The organism is Pseudomonas sp. KUIN-1 (assembly GCF_009176725.1).
GTDB lineage: Bacteria > Pseudomonadota > Gammaproteobacteria > Pseudomonadales > Pseudomonadaceae > Aquipseudomonas > Aquipseudomonas fragariae.
On record NZ_AP020337.1, the window covers coordinates 5,641,434 to 5,661,951 of the forward strand.

19 protein-coding genes are annotated in these 20,518 nt (G+C 52.9%); 8 read left to right on the plus strand and 11 right to left on the minus strand.

The genetic code is table 11. From position 1 onward, the window contains the following. Nucleotides 1–421: 421 nt before the first annotated feature. Both KUIN1_RS25595 and KUIN1_RS25600 read left to right on the plus strand, forming a co-directional pair. Nucleotides 422–1,882: a Shedu immune nuclease family protein gene (locus KUIN1_RS25595; protein WP_154686164.1), complete on the plus strand. Its 1,461-nt coding sequence runs from the start codon at nt 422–424 to the stop codon at nt 1,880–1,882. 122 nt (nt 1,883–2,004) lie between these two features. Further along, entirely contained in the window at nt 2,005–2,766 is a 762-nt protein-coding gene (locus KUIN1_RS25600; RefSeq protein ID WP_152092370.1) for a hypothetical protein, read from the plus strand. Nucleotides 2,767–2,848: 82 nt separating this feature from the next. On the opposite strand, the gene KUIN1_RS25605 is transcribed toward KUIN1_RS25600, so the two are convergent. From KUIN1_RS25605 to KUIN1_RS28410, 3 genes are read right to left on the minus strand one after another with little or no spacing between them, the layout of a single operon-like run. Continuing rightward, complete coding sequence (locus tag KUIN1_RS25605) at nt 2,849–3,238, minus strand: hypothetical protein (RefSeq protein ID WP_152092371.1); 390 nt, start codon at nt 3,236–3,238, stop codon at nt 2,849–2,851. A 2-nt stretch (nt 3,239–3,240) separates the two neighbouring features. Beyond that, nucleotides 3,241–3,711 (minus strand): hypothetical protein, encoded by a 471-nt coding sequence (locus KUIN1_RS28185; protein ID WP_152092372.1) that lies wholly within the window; start codon nt 3,709–3,711, stop codon nt 3,241–3,243. A 42-nt stretch (nt 3,712–3,753) separates the two neighbouring features. Continuing rightward, the gene (locus tag KUIN1_RS28410; protein WP_152092373.1) at nt 3,754–4,149 is read right to left on the minus strand and encodes a DUF6957 family protein; all 396 of its coding nucleotides are present in this window, start codon (nt 4,147–4,149) and stop codon (nt 3,754–3,756) included. Nucleotides 4,150–4,306: 157 nt separating this feature from the next. Here KUIN1_RS28410 and KUIN1_RS25620 point away from each other — a divergent pair, with 157 nt between their 5' ends. After that, nucleotides 4,307–4,762: a helix-turn-helix domain-containing protein gene (locus KUIN1_RS25620; protein ID WP_152092462.1), complete on the plus strand. Its 456-nt coding sequence runs from the start codon at nt 4,307–4,309 to the stop codon at nt 4,760–4,762. 223 nt (nt 4,763–4,985) lie between these two features. After that, the gene (locus KUIN1_RS25625; RefSeq protein ID WP_232059993.1) at nt 4,986–5,612 is read left to right on the plus strand and encodes a hypothetical protein; all 627 of its coding nucleotides are present in this window, start codon (nt 4,986–4,988) and stop codon (nt 5,610–5,612) included. A gap of 85 nt (nt 5,613–5,697) precedes the next feature. Here the strand turns inward: KUIN1_RS25625 and KUIN1_RS25630 are convergent, their stop codons facing one another. The 5 genes from KUIN1_RS25630 to KUIN1_RS25650 all read right to left on the minus strand — a co-directional run bounded on the left by KUIN1_RS25630 (nt 5,698) and on the right by KUIN1_RS25650 (nt 11,051). After that, nucleotides 5,698–6,732: an AAA family ATPase gene (locus KUIN1_RS25630; RefSeq protein ID WP_152092374.1), complete on the minus strand. Its 1,035-nt coding sequence runs from the start codon at nt 6,730–6,732 to the stop codon at nt 5,698–5,700. Further along, nucleotides 6,717–8,279 carry an ATP-dependent nuclease gene (locus KUIN1_RS25635; protein ID WP_133102506.1) on the minus strand — a complete coding sequence of 521 codons (1,563 nt, stop codon included), beginning with the start codon at nt 8,277–8,279 and terminating at the stop codon, nt 6,717–6,719. Before KUIN1_RS25635 ends, KUIN1_RS25630 begins: the two co-directional genes overlap by 16 nt. A gap of 199 nt (nt 8,280–8,478) precedes the next feature. Continuing rightward, on the minus strand, nt 8,479–9,027 hold the full coding sequence (locus tag KUIN1_RS25640) for an SH3 domain-containing protein (protein ID WP_332107646.1): 549 nt from the start codon (nt 9,025–9,027) through the stop codon (nt 8,479–8,481). Between the two features lie 49 nt (nt 9,028–9,076). Beyond that, nucleotides 9,077–9,553 (minus strand): hypothetical protein, encoded by a 477-nt coding sequence (locus tag KUIN1_RS25645; protein ID WP_152092375.1) that lies wholly within the window; start codon nt 9,551–9,553, stop codon nt 9,077–9,079. A 79-nt stretch (nt 9,554–9,632) separates the two neighbouring features. Next, a complete protein-coding gene (locus tag KUIN1_RS25650) occupies nt 9,633–11,051 on the minus strand; it encodes a hypothetical protein (RefSeq protein WP_152092376.1) in 1,419 nt (472 codons plus the stop codon). A 205-nt stretch (nt 11,052–11,256) separates the two neighbouring features. Between KUIN1_RS25650 and KUIN1_RS25655 the strand changes: the two genes are divergently transcribed. The 4 genes from KUIN1_RS25655 (at nt 11,257) to KUIN1_RS25670 (ending at nt 17,049) form a co-directional block, all read left to right on the plus strand. After that, on the plus strand, nt 11,257–12,546 hold the full coding sequence (locus KUIN1_RS25655; RefSeq protein ID WP_152092377.1) for an RES family NAD+ phosphorylase: 1,290 nt from the start codon (nt 11,257–11,259) through the stop codon (nt 12,544–12,546). Nucleotides 12,547–13,175: 629 nt separating this feature from the next. After that, on the plus strand, nt 13,176–13,595 hold the full coding sequence (locus tag KUIN1_RS25660) for a hypothetical protein (RefSeq protein ID WP_152092378.1): 420 nt from the start codon (nt 13,176–13,178) through the stop codon (nt 13,593–13,595). A 34-nt stretch (nt 13,596–13,629) separates the two neighbouring features. After that, nucleotides 13,630–14,094 (plus strand): hypothetical protein, encoded by a 465-nt coding sequence (locus KUIN1_RS25665; protein ID WP_152092379.1) that lies wholly within the window; start codon nt 13,630–13,632, stop codon nt 14,092–14,094. A gap of 243 nt (nt 14,095–14,337) precedes the next feature. Then, the gene (locus KUIN1_RS25670) at nt 14,338–17,049 is read left to right on the plus strand and encodes an ATP-binding protein (protein WP_152092380.1); all 2,712 of its coding nucleotides are present in this window, start codon (nt 14,338–14,340) and stop codon (nt 17,047–17,049) included. A gap of 116 nt (nt 17,050–17,165) precedes the next feature. On the opposite strand, the gene KUIN1_RS25675 is transcribed toward KUIN1_RS25670, so the two are convergent. The 3 genes from KUIN1_RS25675 to KUIN1_RS25690 form a co-directional block, all read right to left on the minus strand. After that, nucleotides 17,166–17,927 carry an AbiU2 domain-containing protein gene (locus KUIN1_RS25675; protein ID WP_152092381.1) on the minus strand — a complete coding sequence of 254 codons (762 nt, stop codon included), beginning with the start codon at nt 17,925–17,927 and terminating at the stop codon, nt 17,166–17,168. Between the two features lie 1,248 nt (nt 17,928–19,175). Further along, nucleotides 19,176–20,009 carry a thymidylate synthase gene (locus KUIN1_RS25685; RefSeq protein WP_152092383.1) on the minus strand — a complete coding sequence of 278 codons (834 nt, stop codon included), beginning with the start codon at nt 20,007–20,009 and terminating at the stop codon, nt 19,176–19,178. After that, nucleotides 20,006–20,518 (minus strand): hypothetical protein, encoded by a 513-nt coding sequence (locus KUIN1_RS25690; RefSeq protein WP_152092384.1) that lies wholly within the window; start codon nt 20,516–20,518, stop codon nt 20,006–20,008. The genes KUIN1_RS25685 and KUIN1_RS25690 overlap by 4 nt, the downstream gene beginning before the upstream one ends.

The following is a 20,518-nucleotide window of genomic DNA, read 5'->3' on the forward strand; positions in this document are numbered from 1 at the left end:
GTTGCGGACGTGGAAGTCGACCCACACACCCACCAACGCCTGGAGCTCGTCTTCGAGGCCGGCGATGTCGAACAGGGAAATCTTGCCGACCATTGCTGGAGGGATGGTGGCGAGCAGATCGAGGTCACTCCTTCGTGATCATCGCCTTGAGCGACAGAGCCGAAGAGTTTTGGCTCAGTGAAGCCATAGGTCTCGATGAGGCGCCGAATCTCCCCTTCCTTTCCTCGTATCGCGTCAGTGGGCCTCATACCTTTCTCCTTGAGCCACAGGCGCTCATTGATGCCGCCGGCGAATCAGCATTTTGGTTCCCGTCTTTCCGGAGCTCAAGCGGCTCGTTAGACTCGGTATAACGCCTTCGGCGATCACTATCTTGATCAGGGACGACAGCACTATGCCTTCTATGCGGCCCTCGCAGTACGCCATGCAGCAGCGCACCGACGGAGGGCCTTTCCTTCGGTTTGATCTCGAAGACACTGGGGCTTTGAGCGAGGAAGAACTCTCGGCCATCGAATCAGATGAAGAGTACGAGTCCATCGGTGACGAGATATATGGGATTTCTAGGGTCTATTACAGCGACGTCGCGTTGGCAGAGCATGAGCCAGGTTGGCACCTTCTGCTGGAGGTTGCACCGTCTTACCTGACCATTTATCCCATTAACCCTAGAGCCGAACACCCCGAGTACGGTCAGCCCCGATATCACGGAATCAGGTCGATCATCATTACAAGACCTGTTTATACACCGTACTCCCATCCAGCCACTCCTTACGAAGTAGATGAATTGCTCGATGGACTTCCGGAAGGGCTTTATACGGATTGGCGCTACGGCCTTGGCTTCAAGTACGAATACAGGTGCATCGTCCAGGCACTGAGCAGCCTAAAGGGGGTTGATACCATCGTGATACACGGTGGTACTGGTCACAACGATGCGAAACTCAAAGGCAACGAGTTTTACTTGGGCGTTGCTCGTCTAGAGCAGCTGCGGAAAAGCCTGGATCGGTTAACCCAGCGCCACCAGCGGGAGACAGCGTCTGACAAGAAGCTTGCCTGCTATACAAGCCTGCTTCATGAAGCTGCGCCTGAGCTCTATCCTCCACGCGCCAGGAAGCTGCCTCCTGACCTTCTCGCTAACTTGGTTTCTCTAGGATCCCTGTCGCCTCGGCTTTCGCCTAAAGATCAACAACAGGCAGCCAAGCTGACGGAGCAAAACGTTCCTGCGCTTGCTAAATTTGCGCCCAACTCACTGTTCAATCTCAAGGCAGAAATCGAGCTGGTTACACTCGGAGAACTCATTGAGATCTATCGAAAAATGATGGACAACAAAGCAAGCGAACCTAGATGGCAGCGGTTCTTAAGCGAACACCCATTCGTGCTCGACATGGCATTTGGGTATCCGGTGAAGAAGATTGCAGACCAGCCATACATCGGCGGTAAAGGCTTCAGTGGCCGGGGCGGTCAGTTCTCGGATTTCCTGATGGCCGCCAGAGCAACCGGAAATCTTGCCCTCATCGAGATCAAGCATCCTCAGACTGAGCTGCTCGGTCAGTCATACCGGCAGACATTCGTGCCTTCCTATGAGCTAAGCGGTGCAGTCGGTCAGATCATTAGCCAACGCAGCGTGCTCCAACGGGAGGTCTTCGGTCTGTCCCAGGAGCTTGATGAGCGCGTTCACGCACACGCCATTGCGGCAATCGTCATCATTGGCCGAACTCCCAAGGATCTGGCTAAGCAGCGTGCCTTCGAGCAGTATCGAAGCGGCCTGAAGGATGTATTGGTGGTGACTTTTGATGAGCTCCAAGTACGACTAGAAAGCATCCACCAAGCCCTCAGGCCCAAGCCGCCGGTGGAGCCTGAGCCAATCAGCGAGGAAGATCTGCCATTCTGAGCCTAGGCCTGCACGCGGGGAGCGGCCCCCTCTTGCCGACCTGCAGCTGCCTGCCTTAGATTCACCGTCCTTCACGCTGGGCAGGCAGGCTGCAAGCCCCGGATTCTGAGGTTACGACGCTAATGAGCTCCACGATTCAATGGGAAGTCGAACTTACCAGCGGCATCCCCATGTACTTGCATCAGCTTTCTCGCGAGAACGATAACAACGGCCATTTTTGGGTATGGGGAGGCGTCGACGACTACCTCGACTGCACAAATGACCACTTCAGCTTCAGCTCCTCGCATTTCGACGATATCGAAGATGACCCTGATGTGGCCTGGCAGGTAGCGCACGAGCTTCTTTCACTGTTCAACGGAGCTATGGCTTTGCTGTGGAAGCAGCGTCACCCCTTCCTGATTGCGCGCCTTTTGCGTGAAGGCCGGAGCGTAAACTACGTCGAAAAGCGTAATCTGCATGGCCTTCTTGGTGCTCTCCCAACCTCAGCGAAGCGAGGCAGTGATCGGGAAGACAGTGCAATGGTTTTTCACCTTGTATCGCTTGCTTGCGAGTACCAAGACGCTTACCACTTGGTCAAGCTGTTTGAACAAAAGGGTGGTTGGACTACCTACTACAAGATTCTCGAAACGATTGAGTCCTACACGGCCAAGTACGGCTTGACTGTGCCTGTAGACAAGAAGATCCAGAAAAGCTTTGAGCTGACTGCTAACAATTTTTCGATCAGTGGTTTCGAGTCACGGCATGGCTTCAAGCAGCAGGCGAAGGAAATCAAGACCGCCTCGCTGACTATCGAAGAAGGCTATGCGTTCATCAGTGGGTACGCAAAGCGGTATCTGTCCAGGCGGTTCGGCCCTGCACTTCGGGCGAGACCTACTCTTAGATAGTTCCGTCTGCTAGTTGATAGCCTTAAAGCCTTTCACCACAGCATAACGTCGCAAAGGGCACCGTTAAACAACGATAGAGGATTTAATGCAGCCGACTCGGCGTTGGGATAAACCGATCACCCGCAATACGTATGAACTCACGCAGGCTATGCCGTCCGATGTTCCGCCTGAAAGTCGCAACAACGTATTTCGAGTTGACCGTGTTGATTACCCAAAACCTGCCTTGCTTCGTCACAGACTGAATGTCCGATGTCCGAATCAGACGACCATCCGCAAATCGTTGATATGGCCCTGGGCAAATGTGACTGAACACGACACCAATGGCGCTGCAGGCATAAATGTGAACATCCACCAGAAACGCAGTAACCAGCCCGTCGTAATCTTGGCTCGCTGCCTTGGCGAGGCGAAGCAGGTCAAAGTCCGAGTAGCGTTTCACGTGCAAATCGACTGCGACCGTGTTGATCTCTTCCATGGTTACGAACCTCTCGATCCAGGAGTTACGGTGGTCTCTGGAGCAGTCCTCCGGTATAGCTCCCTCAATCCCGTCAGAGACTCAACATCCAAATCACGCTGATGAGTATTGACGTACACATCACCACTCTCGACCTTCAAGACGCAGATTGGCACTTCAGCCTGATTGAATCCCATTGAGAGTGAGGTCAGCTTCTCCATCCTCCAGCTAGACCCCTTGTTCATCCACCCTGGAGTGACGACTTGAACTTCCTGCACGAGCACGTTCTCGTTCTGAGAGACAAGCAGCTCAACCAAACGGGGCTCGTCGCTCAACATCTCTTCGTAAGCTACGAAGCGATCTTCGTGTCGTCGCTTTAGGCTCACGTGATACCAATGGGTGACCAGGGATCGCGACACCGCGTGAAAATGAGCGAGACCGTCCCCGAACATTCCCACCGGGCCGGCCTGGTCTTGCATGCTAATCCTGAACATCGTGTATCTCGTGTAGAGCAGGCCCGCGAAGCGCACCTGCGATTAACATAAGCCAAATATTGTCTTCAGCGAGGCAGTCATCTCGCGCCCTTTTCCCATGAGCACGTACACCGTGTTTCGCGTTTCGAAAAGGCAAACACCGTCGAACGATTTGCACAGGGTTGAGCGTACCCATCCCCCTGGCGGGAACCGGCCATGACCGTCATGGATGACGCAATGGGCATACATGAACATCGGCTCTAGGCCTGTTGCTCGTACTTTCGCGAGCGACTCAGGGGGCTCGTCGACATGAAAGATGAGCCAATCCTCAACAGTGCAAAAAGGCTTGCGACCGAAGCGCTGCGCTACCAATGCCTCCACCTCGGTGTGAGATAGAGACGTGCCAGCGGAGGACTGCCTACAATCCTGGAGCAGCTCGTGCTCAGGAGAATTAGCCATAAATTGATGATCCTCTTGGCGACAAAGAAAATAGGGTTCTGCGCACGTACAGATCGCAAAGATGGCGCGTCTGTTGTTCCATCACAATGACTATATACATTTGTGTGGGACTCATCAAACGGGGCATACCGTCTCCTTTTGGGGAGAGGTGCGCTGGATGTCTTTGCGGAAGGCGTATGCGGCAACGCTACAGTGGCTGAGGGTTCGACATGGGTTGTCGCAAGCAGATCTCCAGCATCAGACTGACCAAGCACACATAAGCCGCTTGGAAGCATCGATGACATCGGCAACCGTCGATCTCAGTGCCGATTTAGCTAAAGCGCTAGGCCTAATGCCACTCTCCTTTCTCACACTGGTGGCCGCAGCCGATGAAGGCAAGACCGCGCGCTCAGTTCTGAACGACACAATGAAAGAACTCATGCAGCTTGGTGTTCTTGATGAGCAGCTACCTGGCGAACCCCAAAAGCTCACTACACCCCAGAGAATCGCTGCCGCAGAAAGACTCAAAGCGGTGCGCGATCTTAAGGCGGCAGGCCTTTCTCAAGCGGAGGTTTGCCGGCAATTAGAACTGCCTAAGAGCACAGTTAACCGGCTGTGGTACGTTGGCGGTTGACCGTGCTCAGGTCTGAGGCTCAATTAGGCACCGAAACCGTGCCCAGCATAGATCTGAGCCATTTTTCGATGTCAGTATCCCGCAAAAAGGACACCGTGATCTGAAGCTGAGATCACGCTTTCTCGCACAGTAGCCCAAGCCAGAAAACCACTTACTGGTTGCCGGTAGTCCACCCAGATTCGTAAAGTTCTACACCATGGACTGGCCAACGTGAGGAGACGATATGGATGAGGAATCGCTACCGATGCTCGACCCGGAGCTTGAGGCCCTCCAGTGGCCGGCAGACTTCTCCGGCCAGCAGCTGTTTATCCAGGGTGAGGATTGGCAGTACAACGCGATGCTGAACTGGTCTCACTTTCGTGCCGACCTCTATGCTTTTGCATACAAAGATGCCGCCGACGGTCTTGTGGAGGCGATGGCGAATCGGCTGGTGCCATTGGATAGTGGCATTTATCCTTTGCTTTTTCTGTACCGCCATTCCTTGGAGCTGCAGTTCAAGCTGATGCTAAAGAGTGCTCGCGCTCTGACAGGCAAAGAGCCCAAGAACTACGATAAGCATCCGTTGATGCCTCTGTGGTCGGAGTTGCGTCATCTGCTCAAGGACTTGGGTCTAGAGCGCTCTGACGTCAACGCTACTGCTGTTCACGAGTTCATTCGCCAGTTGGACAACGTCGACCCAGACTCGATGGCGTTTCGGTATGCGACGACCAACAGTGGTAAAGACCATCTCCCAGACGTTACGCATATCAACATCCGGCACTTGCGCGAGGTGCTCAACAGCGTCTTCGTTTGGCTAAACGGCACATACAGCTGGATTGGGGAGATGGAGCAGGGCCAGTCTTTCGACTGATCACGCTAGGTGTCATGCCCAGCGGTTCCCCTTCATACTTTCTGGACTAGGTCTTACGCCAGACATCACCACCCATGGCTACGACCTAGTCCGTTTTAAATGGTTTGAAAAGTTTTTCGGGCGCTAGGTACAGCCTTCCGCGAGTCCGTGAGAAGGCAACATAAAGCTTGTTTTTTGTCTGTGGGGGGAGCGCGGCGAGCGAGGACGTCTGATAGATCTTCCAGTGAGTAGTACCCAGCACAACGCACACATCGATGTAGTGATCCAGCCCCTTACTGGCGCCCCAGTTGTTGGACAGACATCCGTATTTGTAATGCTCCTGGTAGAACAGCTTCACCACGCTGGCGTCCGCGTGCACGGCGTCAGCATCCGCTTGATTCGCCAGAGGAATGATTTCGGTTTCATATGCATGCTGTGACTGCATGTCAATCTGCAGATGTGTACGAATAAAATCACATACGGTGACGCCACACCTCCAGCTTCGACTCAGTGTCTCTTTGTCGACGGTCACACCCGCTTTTTGAAAAAGCTTTTCGTATTTCCCAATGTCAGCGTGTAACGAACTGTTCACGTTTCCATCACGACTGGTGTCGAAAGTATGTTGGTAGAAGTCACCTACAAACAGCATCGCAAGCTTGGCTTTTGCTAATGCCATTAGCAGGTTGAAGTCATGACCTGCCAGATCTTGAACTTCGTCGACATAAAACTCATCGTAAAAGCGCTCCATTCGCGCCATCACGTCAGGAATTGCACCAGCGGTCTCCACGAGCTTTGCGAGGCGGTTGTGGTACAGGCTGCCGCTCGTAGTGGCGTAATACGCCATATTGTCCCGCTTGAGCTTTAGCGTACGGGCGTGCGGAGCTCGAAAGCTGATTCCTCGCGTCTCCAGATGTACCTGCAGCAGAGGGCGATAGCAGAAGCTATAGAGGAACGTGAAATAGCTCAGCAGGTTGATGTTTTTTGGGACATGGCCAAACCGTTTGATGATGCTTTCGCGCAAGTGACGGTAGTTGTTCTCTGTGTAGGTGATTATCAGTGCGCGCTTTTCTAGGCTCAGACGCTTCACTAGCAAGGTGGTCTTCCCTGACCCTGCCACAGCGAACATCACTCGTTTATCCATTGGATTGCCTCCGCGATGTAGGCAGGAACGGTGAGCTCACCTGGTTTTCCCTTGAGTAGCTCAAACGCGGCTTCTGCCTTGTTTGCCAGCATGTATTCCAAGGGTGAAAGGGTTTTTCGTCCTGGGCCGAAGACGGCCTTGCAGGTTTCAACGTTGTCGTTGTGCAACCCTATTTCGAAGGTTGAACGATCATCGTCTTTGTCGGCAAAGACTTTGGCATTGTCCGAAGCGAAGTCGACGTAGTTTTCTATGCAGTTTTTCTGATAATTCTTGTCATTGTCTCTTATGGCTGCGACCCGAATTCCAAGCAGGTTAGCGAGCTCCATGTACCTTTTGAAGCTGGTGCCGCCAATAGAGATTATGTGAACGTCATCGGCATGCGGCAGACGCCCATTGGTGCATTGCTTATAGAACTCTTCCACCAGAATGAATTCCGCATCACCTTCAACCAATATCACCTTCTTGGAAAGCGCGAACTCCAGGACATTGTTGTCCGGCGCCTTCATGAAGAATTCTGCGGTGTCAGGTGATAAGGCTTTAAGTGAGCCGGCAGCTGCATTCGGGCCGATCAAAAGGGCATGGCGAAGATCAAGCCTTGAACAAATATGGCTGCTGTGGGTTGCGATGAAAAGCTGTGTGCTTTCGTTCTCCGCTAACTTGGCGACAAGTGCTTTCATAGAGGAATGGCTGAGATGATTTTCAGGCTCCTCCAATAGCATTACATCTAAGCCTCCTTGCTTGTGCTTGCTCAGTGCAAATTCGGTCTTGATGAAGCACTGCCTTCCTTTCCCATGGTTCTCAAGCGGAATATTGTCCTCCGTGATGATCAGGTCAGTTTCCAAGTTCGACCGGACGCTACTCCGTAGGTCAAACTGATACGCGGGTAGGTCAGCGTTGAGCGCTGCAAGATGTTGTCCTGTAAATGCATGCTTGCCTTGGCGGTAGAGGTTCTCAAGTTTATAGCGGTCTTCAACGGGGGCGTTGAAAGCGTACACGGCTCGCGTGTATTCACGAGATGCGTGATCGCCATCAATACGTGAGCCGTCTAGCATCATATGCTTGATGGGGCGGTTGAACGCTGCATAGGGCCTGCCGGCAAACGTTTCAAACCGCACCGCGTAATATTCGAATGGGAAGTTCGGTTGATCATCAGCCAAAATGGCTTGTACCGCTTCGCCATACTCGGCCATCACTGCAAGGATCATGCGCACACCGTCTGTCTGGCGCTGGTGGGCGTTGTTGGTTCCATACAGGCTTTCTTCGTCACCTTCCTCTAGGAACACGTCGACTATCAGCTCAGGTAGTTTCTCTAGGCTTTTCTCCCCAGCAAGGAAGGTGGTCACCGAATCCTGGTTGAGCAGGGTTTCAGCACCCAGAGCTTCAATGCGATTGCGACTCCCGCCGAGCGCGAGGTCTAGAGCGAGCAAAATGCTGCTTTTCCCTGCCTCATTGTTGCCAATCAGAACACTCTTCCCAGGCTCGAAATCGAGCGTGAGCGATTTGAATTTTTTGAAGTTCTGGATTACCACTTTCCGTATGGTATGCATGTCGAGCCCTGAGCTGAAAAAGTAAAAAAAGAGGGTGAACCACCTGAAATGTAAAGCAAGGCGGGTCACGGATTCATAGGCAATACTCAGCTATCTTCAACGAAACCTATCGTCACTAGACGGCCTCGTCTATCGGTTCTTACGTCTCCAAAGCGACTGCGAAATTGTAACCCCCGGCGATACGTCATCAGATGATCGCTCAAACGCCGTAGCGCTTGTTTCCGCCTGAGGTAATGCAGTACCTACCGCCTCTTGGCCCTATGCAAACTGTTCCAGAGGAACAGGGGCACGAGGAGCCGTAAGCTGGAGTATGTTGGCGAGAAGGCTGTGCAGGCTGAGTCGCTGGTATGGGTTTCGACACGACGTAGCAGCCCGATCCACTACACAGACTTTTGGGCGACAGCCACTTCGCTGGTTGACCATCAATGCTGATGCGCGCCCATTCATTCTGCGTCTCGAAAACCTGAACCTTTTCCCCGCGCTTCAGTTTGGAGATAACCTTTCCGCCTGGGTGATTCCGAACATTGAGGTTGTCAGCGCTCACGAACTGCTCAGTTGCAGAGGTAGGGGCCAGTGTTGACGGTGAGGCAGGAGAAGTTGACGGCAGCGTACTCGGCGCGCTCAAGGTGCTGGGCTGCGCAGGGGCAGGAGGTGTGTCTTTCTTCCCCATTGCCCATAGGACAGCGAATAGAATCAGGAGCAGGACAAACCATGACTGAGACTTCTTGCGCATATCCATTGCTCTCATTCGGCACGCATCACAACGGCTGTCTTACTGACCAACCTGACGTCATCACCTATTGCGAGCTTAGCCAAGCTTCCACTTTTTGCAGCCTGTTCAGTTCCGAAAGCTTGGGCTTCCCACGATCCAGTACACCAAGCAGCTGACTTCTCGCCTCTGGGGAAGGGAACCATTCCGCGACCTCTACATTGCAGTGTCTTGAATCGATCAACGCCCATTTCACGATCATGTCTGCAGCAGCTCTGTAGTGATCAGCCATAAAGAGCCGTTTGTCCTCTACGCGCCAGCCACGCTCTTTGAGCTGCTCGGTCACATCAGTGATGCCCGTGTCACCAAAAAACGCATCGGTATCCGGGTAGTGAATCCCTGCAAGAGACACTTTGGCGACGACCGAATCTCGGTCGAAATAAGACAGGAAATGCCACCCACCGGTGCTGCATCCTGGGCAGGGGAAATTGATTGCGGCTTTGCCAGTTATGTAGTGCTGGCGAGAAACGCGATTGAGGTCGAAATCGAAGAGTGCTTGCGTCATGTGACATACCTCTGTGCACCTGCGCTACCTAATCGCCCGGAGACAACGCCTCGGTAAAGCAAGAGTCTGACTGCTCATCTCAGGCGTTTGGTACGGCGGAGGCCTTAATGGCTTCTTCATCCCTCCGGAACCTTACTCCGGCATCCTTAACATACACCCCGCATTCAATTAGCTCACTCACGTCCTCGTGCTTGCCAAGAAATGATGCTCGAATCCCCTTGAGCAAAACGTGGGCGTAGCGGGCATCTTCAATCATGGTGTCCATCTCGCCTGATATCGTTATCCCTCGGGAACTCAAATGCTTCACAGCAGACAGAGTGAAAGGCTGCTGTGGCTCCTCCATTCGATACTGGTGGCGCTGCTTCAGTAGCTCGCTTAACTGATGCGCGTCACTTAGCATTTGTTCTGAGAGGCCTCGGCGATTACTTTGCCGAGCTGCGACCAGCACATTTGCCTGCATGGATTGAAGCCCAGGCAGGATAAAATCGCGGAGGATGAAGTAGAACTCCAACTGCCGATTCATCGCATCGTCAGCTGGCTTGCGCAGCCGCTTCAAGCGTTCAGCAGACGCATCAGAATTGTTAGGAATGCATAGTGCCTTCTGGCTATCCCTGATGCCCTGTTCAAAAAAATCAGTCATCTGATTGGCGATCAATCCTTGTCGATAATCCTCTCGTAGAAGGTTGAGCAGCACATCCAGTTGGTTAATCGCTGCAATATCAATCTTTAAACTGGCGTGCTGCACCTGATGCTCCATTGCATTCAGTGTCCTTTCCACTGGAACGATGCAAAACTGCTGAAAAGAATATGAGAAGGCAAACGTCTCTTTGTCCAGCATTCCAAGGCAACCCTCATAGATCTGAATCAACCGATCATTCAGATCCATATACTCAGCGAGGCCCTCAATTGTCGCCTGATTCATCTGTGCTGTATCGGCTTGATAGGCCAGGTACTTATGGATCCCCACGAGGGCAGCTACGGCAAAGCAGCTCGCCAACCCGACCCTGAGGATCCAACCACGAAGAGAAATCTTAGGTTTGTAGTCAGGATAAAATGACTCCTGAAGCGAGGCGTTCTCTTGAATTACAGCTTCAAGCGCCCCCCAGCCCCATACGTCCACTGTTCCCTTTCCAGCGATAGCTCGCTCTTCCGTAAGCTCTAAAGCTCGATTGGTGAGAAGCTTGTCATGCGGACTGGTGGTAAGGATGAAGAAGTGATCGATCTTGAACGGGAAGTCTTCTGTCTCGAGAACCGCTTGGTTTACCTGCGCGAGGGTCAGATTTTTGCCGAGGTTCTCATTTCGCCCCTTGCACTGAACGGCGATGAGAGAACCATCTTTGAGGCGGCAATACAGATCCACGCCATGCTGCCGTTGGCCTTCCCGACCGTATTGGTCGAATCTGGTTTTAAAGACGCAGCTCATTACTGCTAGTGACAGACGCTCGAATTGCTTCCAGTCTGCGGGACGTCGGTAGGTCGCGGCATGTGGTGCGGTCATAACCTGAAAATCAACTCCATTTAATAGTATTAACGCTGGGAAGCTTGGCTGAGCTAGAGCCAGCAGCTAAAACATCCCAAGCCAGGTATCGCCTCAAATGGGGCAACCTGAAGGCTGCGACTCGGCGTGCAGCAAGTTTTTCATCGGGCCGAGCGTCCATGTTGACTTAGAATCGCCGCCAATTGAATTCTGCTAGGCGTAAAACATGGATGAAGACCTGATCTGTCACGAATGCTTGAACGAAATCCATCTTAAAGGGTTGATCAGGCGAACCGGCGTGGCTGCAGAGTGCTCGTTCTGCCTAAAAAAGCGTAAGGCTATCCCACTCGAGAATCTGGTCAGTATGGTCGACGATGTCCTCCAGAAGTATTGCCATCCTGGAGCGATATACGATCAGTACGATGACAATGGAAAACGCTCTGAGACAGAGCAGACTGGCGATCCCCTTATCTTCCATGTCGCAGAATTGCTTGGTTTGGATGAGGACGACCCGGTCGTCGAGCGTGTCCTCTGCGACCTCAACGAAAGCTCCCATTACGACATCATGCAAGGAGGAGAGGCTAGATATAGCGATGATGAGAACTATGAGTGGAGAGTGATTCGACCAAGAGAAGCAGAAACCCGATGGCTGAATTTTCAGAACGAAATGAAACATGGGAATCGATTTTTTAGCCAGCATGCCAAGGATTTTCTGGACTGGCTGTTTCGAGGACTATCATCCTTCAAAAGCCCTGATGGCTCGATGTCCGTTGTCAGAGAGCTTGCGAACGATCAGATCTTCCGTGCCAGGCGCTGTGACTCCGCTTCAGAATACGACTCGATCATTAGCAACCCTGCTGCAGAACTCGGCCCGCCACCCAAGGAGGCCGCAGGGGCTGGCCGAATGAACCCTAAAGGATTGGCCGCTTTTTATGGCGCTTTTGACCGAAAAACCTGTGTTGCCGAGCTTCGCCCGCCAGTAGGAGGACGAGTCGTCAGCGGCGAATTCAAACTCACAAGACCCGTTCGCGTCCTGGATTTCATTGCTTTGGATGAAGCCTACGAAGCGAGGCCGTTGAGTGCTTTTGAAGCCAGCTATGAAGAGCAAATGGGTAGGCGCATCTTCTTGAAAACGCTCCACGCAAAAATCACCGTTCCAGTGCTTCCGAACCAGGAACACGAATACCTGGCAACACAAGTCATGGCAGAGTACCTAGCGACACAATTCGACCCGCCGCTCGACGGTGTACTGTTCGAATCGGCTCAAGTGCGAAAAGGTACAAATCTGACTCTGTTTAATCATGCCGTGGTGGCCTCACTCAAGCCTAGAACTGCTTTCACGAACCTAGATGACTTGCTTAGCACCAACTCATCGCAAACGCCTGCGATTGAATACGTTCCTGACACGCTGGTGAGACATAAGGTTTGTCGAGTGAGATTCATAACCGATGATCTGACGCGTGAGGATGGCCAGCCCGAGTCTGATGAGCAGTACGACGATTGGGATGAGTATTAATTCGAGTCGTCTGGGGCAGTCGGGTTAAACTGGCGCTGATAATCTAACCCCGCTGCCCTAGGAACCTCCACTCCCGCGCTACACGAAGCGGTGAAGAGACTAGGTTATGTGACGGCCCCGCTATGCGGGGCCTCCTACTTTCTGACGTTTGAGTTTTCCTTCTCCTTCCCCTGCAACACCTCAGGTCAATCTCGACAAGGCTGTAAAGCCGCGATGGTCGACAACCTGGAGATGTTCAACTCGGGGATTGATGGAAGGAGTCAGCACCACCCGTGACGCAACCTGTTTGAGGGCTATGAGCTCTAACTGCGTAGAACTGTGGCATGTAACCCAGAGACATGGGAAATCATTGCGTCTGCAGCGCTTTCGAGTCGCTTCAGTAAATTCCATAAGTAAAAGACTTGGCGGTACGGTGGGGTACATGCAATGACTGCCTCACCTGCCGGACAGCGCAGTGGAAGTCCCAGATTCGTAGCGCGAAACTTCGCCCCTATACGAGCACCAAGCAAGCGGAGCGCGCAGGCGTGCGGGATGTCAGCCCGAAGGGGCGAGACGCGGCTTGCCGTGGCTCGATTCACGACGGCCCTTCCGTCAAACATCCCCCGCGTCATGGAAATGAAGGAGGCCTAATGACTCACGATGAACTCCGCGAGCTTGAGAAAACTAGGCGAAGAGCACTATGGGCACTCGCCAATCTTCATCCAGGTAATCCGGACGCATCAGAACCCATTGCCATCCTGGATCACCTCGACGGCCAAGAGGAAAACGGGATACCTCCAATCGACACACCGCTCGCCCTCATGGACGTACGTGACTCCGTGCCTGTACAGCATCACCATTCGGGCATCGACATCGTCCTGGAGCACGACATACCCCAACCGTGGAGAGAACGCTTCCTGCAGGCAAGCATCGGATCAACCAGGCTTGCTGATGGGCCTTACGCCACCGACTGGGAGAAGTTTCTAGATGAATGGGAGCGTGAGATGCAGCACCTGCATAATCACCGGGTAGCGCATGCGCTAGCGGCTAGAGCGATTGATTCTGCATAGCTGAAAATCGCAGCCTTTCAACAGGAGCAACAGGATGGCGCGGCCTTCGTTTTTTATCGATTTCGAGGCTTCAGGGATAGCACCGGATAGCTATCCCATCGAGGTAGCTGTCGTGTCGAGTGACACCACTTTCAGCTCGCTGATCAAGCCTGCTCGTTACTGGACGCACTGGTCGTTTGATGCCCAAGATATGCATGGTCTTAGTCAAGATCATTTGCTTGAGCAAGGTGATCTCGCCGACGTCGTGGCGAGGCATATGAATCAGCTGTTTTCAGGGCAGGTTCTCTGCAGCGACTCGCCACAAGACGGGTTCTGGCTCGATGTCCTCTACGAAGCAGCAGACCTGATGCCCACCTTTCAGTTGAAGCCTCTGGAGGTGCTTGTGGGCCGGGAGGCTGCCAGTGACATTTACCGCCTCCTCCCAACAACCAAGCACCACCGTGCCCTCCATGACGCGACCGTTTTGATGAACGCCTGCCACGCTTTTTTTCAAGCTTGAAATATCAAAGGTCTGGCTACCTGATATTGAGTCAGACTCTTCCGTCCCTTGATCGGGTCAAAAAGGCCACCGATGTCTATAGACTTAGCGGTGTTAGGGATTGCGGCATCTTGGGGGACAGACCAGTTTTCTGAGATCAGAAAGCTGCCGCTATCGGTCACCCACAAAGGCTGCCACGCCAGCTGTCGCCTAGCCAGCACTTCTCGCGAAGAGCTTCTCTACCTCATGCCGAATGGAATTGCCATGCAACCGAATGACCAGATCCCTCACAACGACGTACTAGACCCTGCACAACTCAAGCGCATTGAGTCTGTTCATAAGGGGTTTCTTTATCAGCACTTGTACGCTGTGGGGTGCCTACTGTTGGCGCAATCTTCCGGCGTACGTGAAGTGTTGGTCGAGCGGGACGAGGACGTCGAGCTCAACACTGAAGCTGGCCAAGTGTACGTCCAGGTAAAAACGCGCTCGAAACCCATCATGCCGGTTGACGTTTCTGGCGCTCTGGAGCGCTTCGAGATCCTGAGGCAGGAGCACAAGGCTGGGCGGCGGCCAGGTGCAGCCCAATTCGTCATCGTCGCGAACCAAGTGTTAGGGGAAACCCTCCGGTCTGAGGTTGATGAGCAGAAGGCGTCCGTTGACTTGATATACCTTTCCGCTGGTTCAAGCGCGTTGCGTCCAGCTTGCCTTCCTCCTGCCTGGACATCTCTGGAGGAGGCTGCTCAGTGGTGTACGGCAGAGGCTGAAAAGCTGAATTTCTCGCTGCTGTCGCCTTCTTCTTTGACTTGGAAAATGGCGGGCCTGGTGATGCTCGCTTGTGCTGCGGGGGGCGGAAACGCTCGGCATGTTTTCCACACCTCAGAGCTACCTGGCCTATTCGAACAGTTGGTTGTTCAACTGCAGGACTTCCCAACACCGCCTCTCTCATACAGGCCGCAAAAGAATGAGCCTGAGCTCACTTCAGCGGAGCGGGTGCGCATAATCTGCGGGTTGTCCGGTGCAGGTAAGACCACATGGGCCGCTCATGCGGCTCTACACAGTCCTGAGCCATGCGCTTATTACGATGTTGGTGACCTACCAGGGCCCGCTCTGGCAAGCTCGATTGTGCGGGAGCTCGCCTCCAAATACATGAAGCGAGACTCTGATGGTATTCGGAAGATACTGTTACCAGGGGCAAGCGGTTACGAAGCGATTCGGGCATTCGACAGATTCCTGGAGCAGGCTGAGGCGCCTCTGATTGTTGTTGTCGACAATGCGCATCGTGTACCGGTAACGAACATTCGCGACCTCCTTAACGCCACTCGGCACATCCGCTTCATACTCCTTTGCCAGCCTCATGAAAATGTACGTGAGCTCGAAGCCGTCATGGGTTTGCGTCGTGAGATTTTGCAGGGCTGGGATCTTGACACTGTTGCGCAGGTGGCCAGTGGCGCGGGCGCCTACGGCAGTCCTCAGGCACTCCAGCAGCTCCGTGCCTATACTGGGGGCCTCCCGCTATATGTCGATAGTGCCATTGCGATTGCCAAAGCTGATTACGATGGGAACATTGAAACGCTCTGCGCTGACCTTGCTCTGCAGGCAAACGTCGCTGAGACCGCTCAGGAGATTATCCTGGCTCGTGTTTACGAAGGTTATGACGCAGTTACACAGAATGCCTTGGCTGTAGTCAGTTTGGCCGACACCGGGTTAACGCAAGAAGAAGTGGTTCGCCTGCTGCAAACCACCCTCAAGCTGTCGCCGGGTGGCGCAGCTGCGGTAATCAAGAAAATCCAGGCAACGGGGACAGTTGAGGTGTTTGGCGCCAAAACGCTCAAAGTCCATGATGCCGTCCGTGCCCTAGGCCTACGTCACCTGGAACTCATGGGTGAGCCTGCGGTCACTGCCGCCTTGCTGACGTTGAAGGAGTTGCTGATCCAGGGAATGGAGAAAAACCGTGACACTTCGCGGATTGCACTTCTGATTCAAGTTTTCATTAAGCTTAATGACGTCGAGCCGCTCATCGAACTCGCTGGTGAGGAGACATTCTATGAGATGGGGATCCTGGTAGATGTAGCGTCTAGTTTGGCTAGTGCAGTAAGCTCGGGAAGTTTAGATCCAGGACAAACGTTCTGGGCACTTGACGGACTTGTATTCTCTCTCATGAGAGACAGTCGTTATGATGAAGCTTCAAGCCATCTATCAACGATGGAGCAAATTCTAGATGCTCACGGCTTTGAGTTTCGCGAGCATTTATCGCTAGCTATGAAAAAAATTTTATTTGCAGCATACCTCGGTCATGAAAAAGATGTGAGGAGAGAGGTTGAGTCCGCTGCCCCAAAAATTCCAGATTCGATCCACAGGCGGATATTCGACTATAACCATGCTTTCGCACTGTGGAAGCTTAAGCGCTACAAAGCAGCAGAGCTTTTGTGCAAGGCAGTTATGGATCAATATTATGAAATTTTGGGGCTTAAGCCGGAAGATGTCCTGGGCAAAAATCCAGATGTACTCTGGAAAGTGATAAAGCGGTCAAACGACGTGAGCGAGGATATCAAGCACCTTGCGGACTCGTTGGATTTATACGCGAAAATTTTGAATGCGCAGGGACGCAATTCAGGCTTTTCTCGCATCCATGCCATGAAATTCTACAATATGGTTAATGCATACGATTCGTTCGTGAGGTTGGGGCAAGATGCCGCTGAAGAGTTTGCCGAAGCAGGTGAGTATGTGGGAGCTAGAGAAATTCTTGAGCAACAAGTTTTGCGTGTAGTCTCTGAGATGGGTTTAATCGGAAAGATGGTTCAGGTCAGGGGGCAGTACGCAGAAATACTCGCGCTTTGTAAGGACTATGCAGGAGCAGCTTCTGAGGTCGAGCGACTCCAGCACTACATACACGGGCTCGCAAAAGATGAGGCAAAGGAGCTTTTAAACCAAATCGGCAATGTAGCTGAAATTATGCGTAAGGGTATTTATGGATAGCGCCTTGCATAGGTGAGTGCTTTTATTTTTTTTGATGGCGGTTGGATGAAATACCAACCAGGGAGCTAAGCGCCTTGTAATCAAACTGCAATCGCTGAATCCCGCCATACCTCTCATCAGGAATCTAAAGCCGGCGGACGATAATCGGGATGCCCCTCCTTGCGCTCACCACGTGCAGACGCCCAGAAGTATTTCGCGTGATGCTTGTAGACGTCTGTGGCTTCGGATAAGTCAAAGGCCAGACCTTGAACCAAACTCAACAGTAGGCTCATGATTTCGAGGTTGTCTTGATAGAACGCCTCAATTTCGTCATCGCTCGCCCAAACAGGCGGCGCACCATCACCGCCTAGCTGTGTCGGGGTATCCGATCCTGCTACTGCTACCGGGGACATCGGCAGTTGACGGTGTGCCAGATGCTGGTGCCGTAAAGTCTTTAGCTTCTTCAGAACTTCGAAGGCTGCGCCATTCTCGCTGTATTTTTGGATCAACGTCAGAATCTGATCGCGTTTCGGCTTGAGTGACTTCTTCACCGCTTCGGGGGCAAACTGGGAGCTCAGGCCTAGGCTCCGCGCCCGGAACTGAACCAAGGCTTCAAAGAATTTTTTGTCTCGCAGACGATCCGCGATCAGGCTCATCCTCACAGCCTTTTGATTGCTATCCCATACGCGTGTCAGTGCGAGTAGTAACTCCCGCCGTAGCGACAACCGAATGATCTGAAAGGCATGTGCCGCATAGGAAGTGCCGATACGATCATGAAGGCCGGTGTCATATGCCGCAGGTCGCCACGTCTCATGGAACATAACCGCCAGTTCGATCTCCTGTCGGGCCGTGTCGACCATGTTCTTCAATCGTTCGATCTCTTTTTGGGTCTCGTCCATCTAAATCGTCCATGAGCGAAATAATCCTGATTGTAACGTGCAGTGCGATGGAGTGTGGTCAATTGCCAGTGAGGGCTACTCAGAGTGCTGGTCGAATCCGATGCAAACAACAGGTCAAGTCGAATGCAAAGGAGCGGGCAAGTGCAACGCAAACGGGTGGTCAGGTGGAGTGCAATTTCCCAATAATTGATGAGCTATGCCCGATGCTCGCGCAGCCAGCACCTAGCTAAATGCGCACGGTCATTATCCCACCAGAGAGGGCTTCGAGAACGTCGGTCTTGTGAGGCTCAGGGAACGCAACCTTAACGGACATCAAAGCTCTGCATCCCAAGCATCCATGGCCTCATTCATAGTCGCGTACCAGTGGAGTTCACTGCCCCGAAGGGCGTAAGCGACTTGCCTGTGGGTATTGCCGTCGCCCCAAGTCGGAAGGCTCTCTAAGGCTCTCGAAAAAAAACTGGCCGCAGCTACAGCGAATCGACCTGAACTCATGCCTTGGAGGCACGTGTAGCGCACAGCAGACCCACTAGGAAGCCGACGCCAAGCCACCACCTCAATACAGTCATGCAGCCCCTCAGCAGACGGATCAGCCTCCTGAGCCACCTCGACTGCTGCAACGGCTTGGTACGGCCCACTATGCGTCCCTGGGGCGTGGACAAGGTGCTTCAACTGCTCACGTGCTGCGACAATTTGCTCACGGAGCTCTTCAGGGTCGATAAACATTCCCCCCTCTGGTGTCACCCTGAGGGTTTTTAAGCCGTTCGCTGCCAGGATGAATTCGCGCTCACGCTTCTGTTCCCAGTCGGGACGGCGGTCGGGAAACAACCTGGAGATTAAGCGATGGAGGTTGATCAAGGGATGCTCCGATGACGTGAATGGTAAGGCACCCCGGTAGGCTATCACCCAAAGCATCCTTGCTCGAAACGTTGGCATCTGAACAACCACTGATATCGAGCACCACTGACTCACAGCAAACTGTCGGCTGGAGACGCCCCTCCAAGCAAGCGGAGCGCGCCGGCCCGCAGGGCCAAAGGCGTGAGGATGGAAGCCCGAAGGGCCGAGACCTGGCAGCGCCAGGGCTTGGTACACGACAGCCGCTACCCGCAGGGGCACGCCCTGATTGAAAGCCCAGGATCATCAGCCTCCAGAAAACATGATCAGGTCTTGGATGTCGTACCGCATTTCCTCATCCACAGAAAAGAAAAAACCGGCCCTGAGACCGGTCTTGTCACTCAATACAGCAGGGCCTCAAATCGATACAGGCGCCGCGATATGCGGGTGCGGATCGTAGCCCACGACCTCGAAATCTTCGAACTTGTAGTCGTAGATGGATGCAGGCTTACGAAGCAGCTTCAACTCAGGCAACTGACGTGGCTCACGAGCGATTTGAGTCTTCACCTGCTCCATGTGGTTGGAGTAGATGTGAACATCGCTGAGAGAGATCACGATCTCACCAACGTCGAGATCACACTGCTGAGCGAGCATGTGAGTCAGGCACGCCAGGGATGCCGTGTTGTATGGCAGCCCCAAGAAAGTGTCGGACGACCTGATGAACAGGTGCGCTGACAGCTTGTTGTCCACGACGTAGAACTGGTACAGCAGGTGGCACGGAGGCAGCGCCATTTTGCCTTGACGGGCATTCTCCTGAGGACTCACCTTCTCGTCCGGCAGGTACTCTACGTTCCACCCATGGAACAGGATTCGCCGGCTATTCGGATTGGTCTTCAAGGCGTTAACCACGTAGTCGATCTGGTTAATCGTCCCGCCATCTTTGGTTGGCCAGGCTGTCCACTGCTTACCGTATACAGGCCCGAGGTCACCTTCTTCGGTGGCCCACTCGTTCCAGATCTTTACGCCATTCTCATTGAGCCATTTGACGTTGGTATCCCCACCCAAAAACCAAATCAGCTCGTTAACAATACTTTTAAAGTGCAGCTTCTTTGTTGTGAGCAAAGGAAAGCCTTTCGACAGGTCATGGCGGAATTGCCTGCCAAATACACTTATCGTACCAGTACCCGTGCGGTCGCCTTTCTGAGCGCCGTTTTCGAGAACATCACCTAGTAGATCCAGATAGCTTTTCATGAACTTTTCTCCACCTGGACAGCTTCCAGGATGCTGATAACTTGCTTAAGTTTATCAATTTCTTTATGAGACTCCAAGAGCCGTTTATTGGCATCCGCCAAAAGGCTCATATAGGTATCTCTCGAACTTACCATGCCTTGATACTTGTTCTCGTTGGTCTGAGCAATGTCATTAGCAACTCTAGCCTCAGTAAACCAATGAAGCACTTCAATCCGCGCAGACTCTAACTTCTCAGTTAGCACCACAAGTGGCTCAACTGGTTTTTTATTAGAAACCTTCTTGCGCAAAACTTCGATACGACGATTTTCCTTGATAGTCTCAAGGCGCTCTAAAGGCCAAACACGTTGCCGGATCGTATTTCGATGCATGCCGGTAATACGGCTAAGTTCGGCAACAGTTGCCTTCAAAGAATCGTTCGCACCAATATCAAGAAGTGCCTGAGCCAACAACTCTGTGTATTGATCAAAATCTTCCTTGTTCTTCTGGTCGAACGCACGTGGATCACCCAT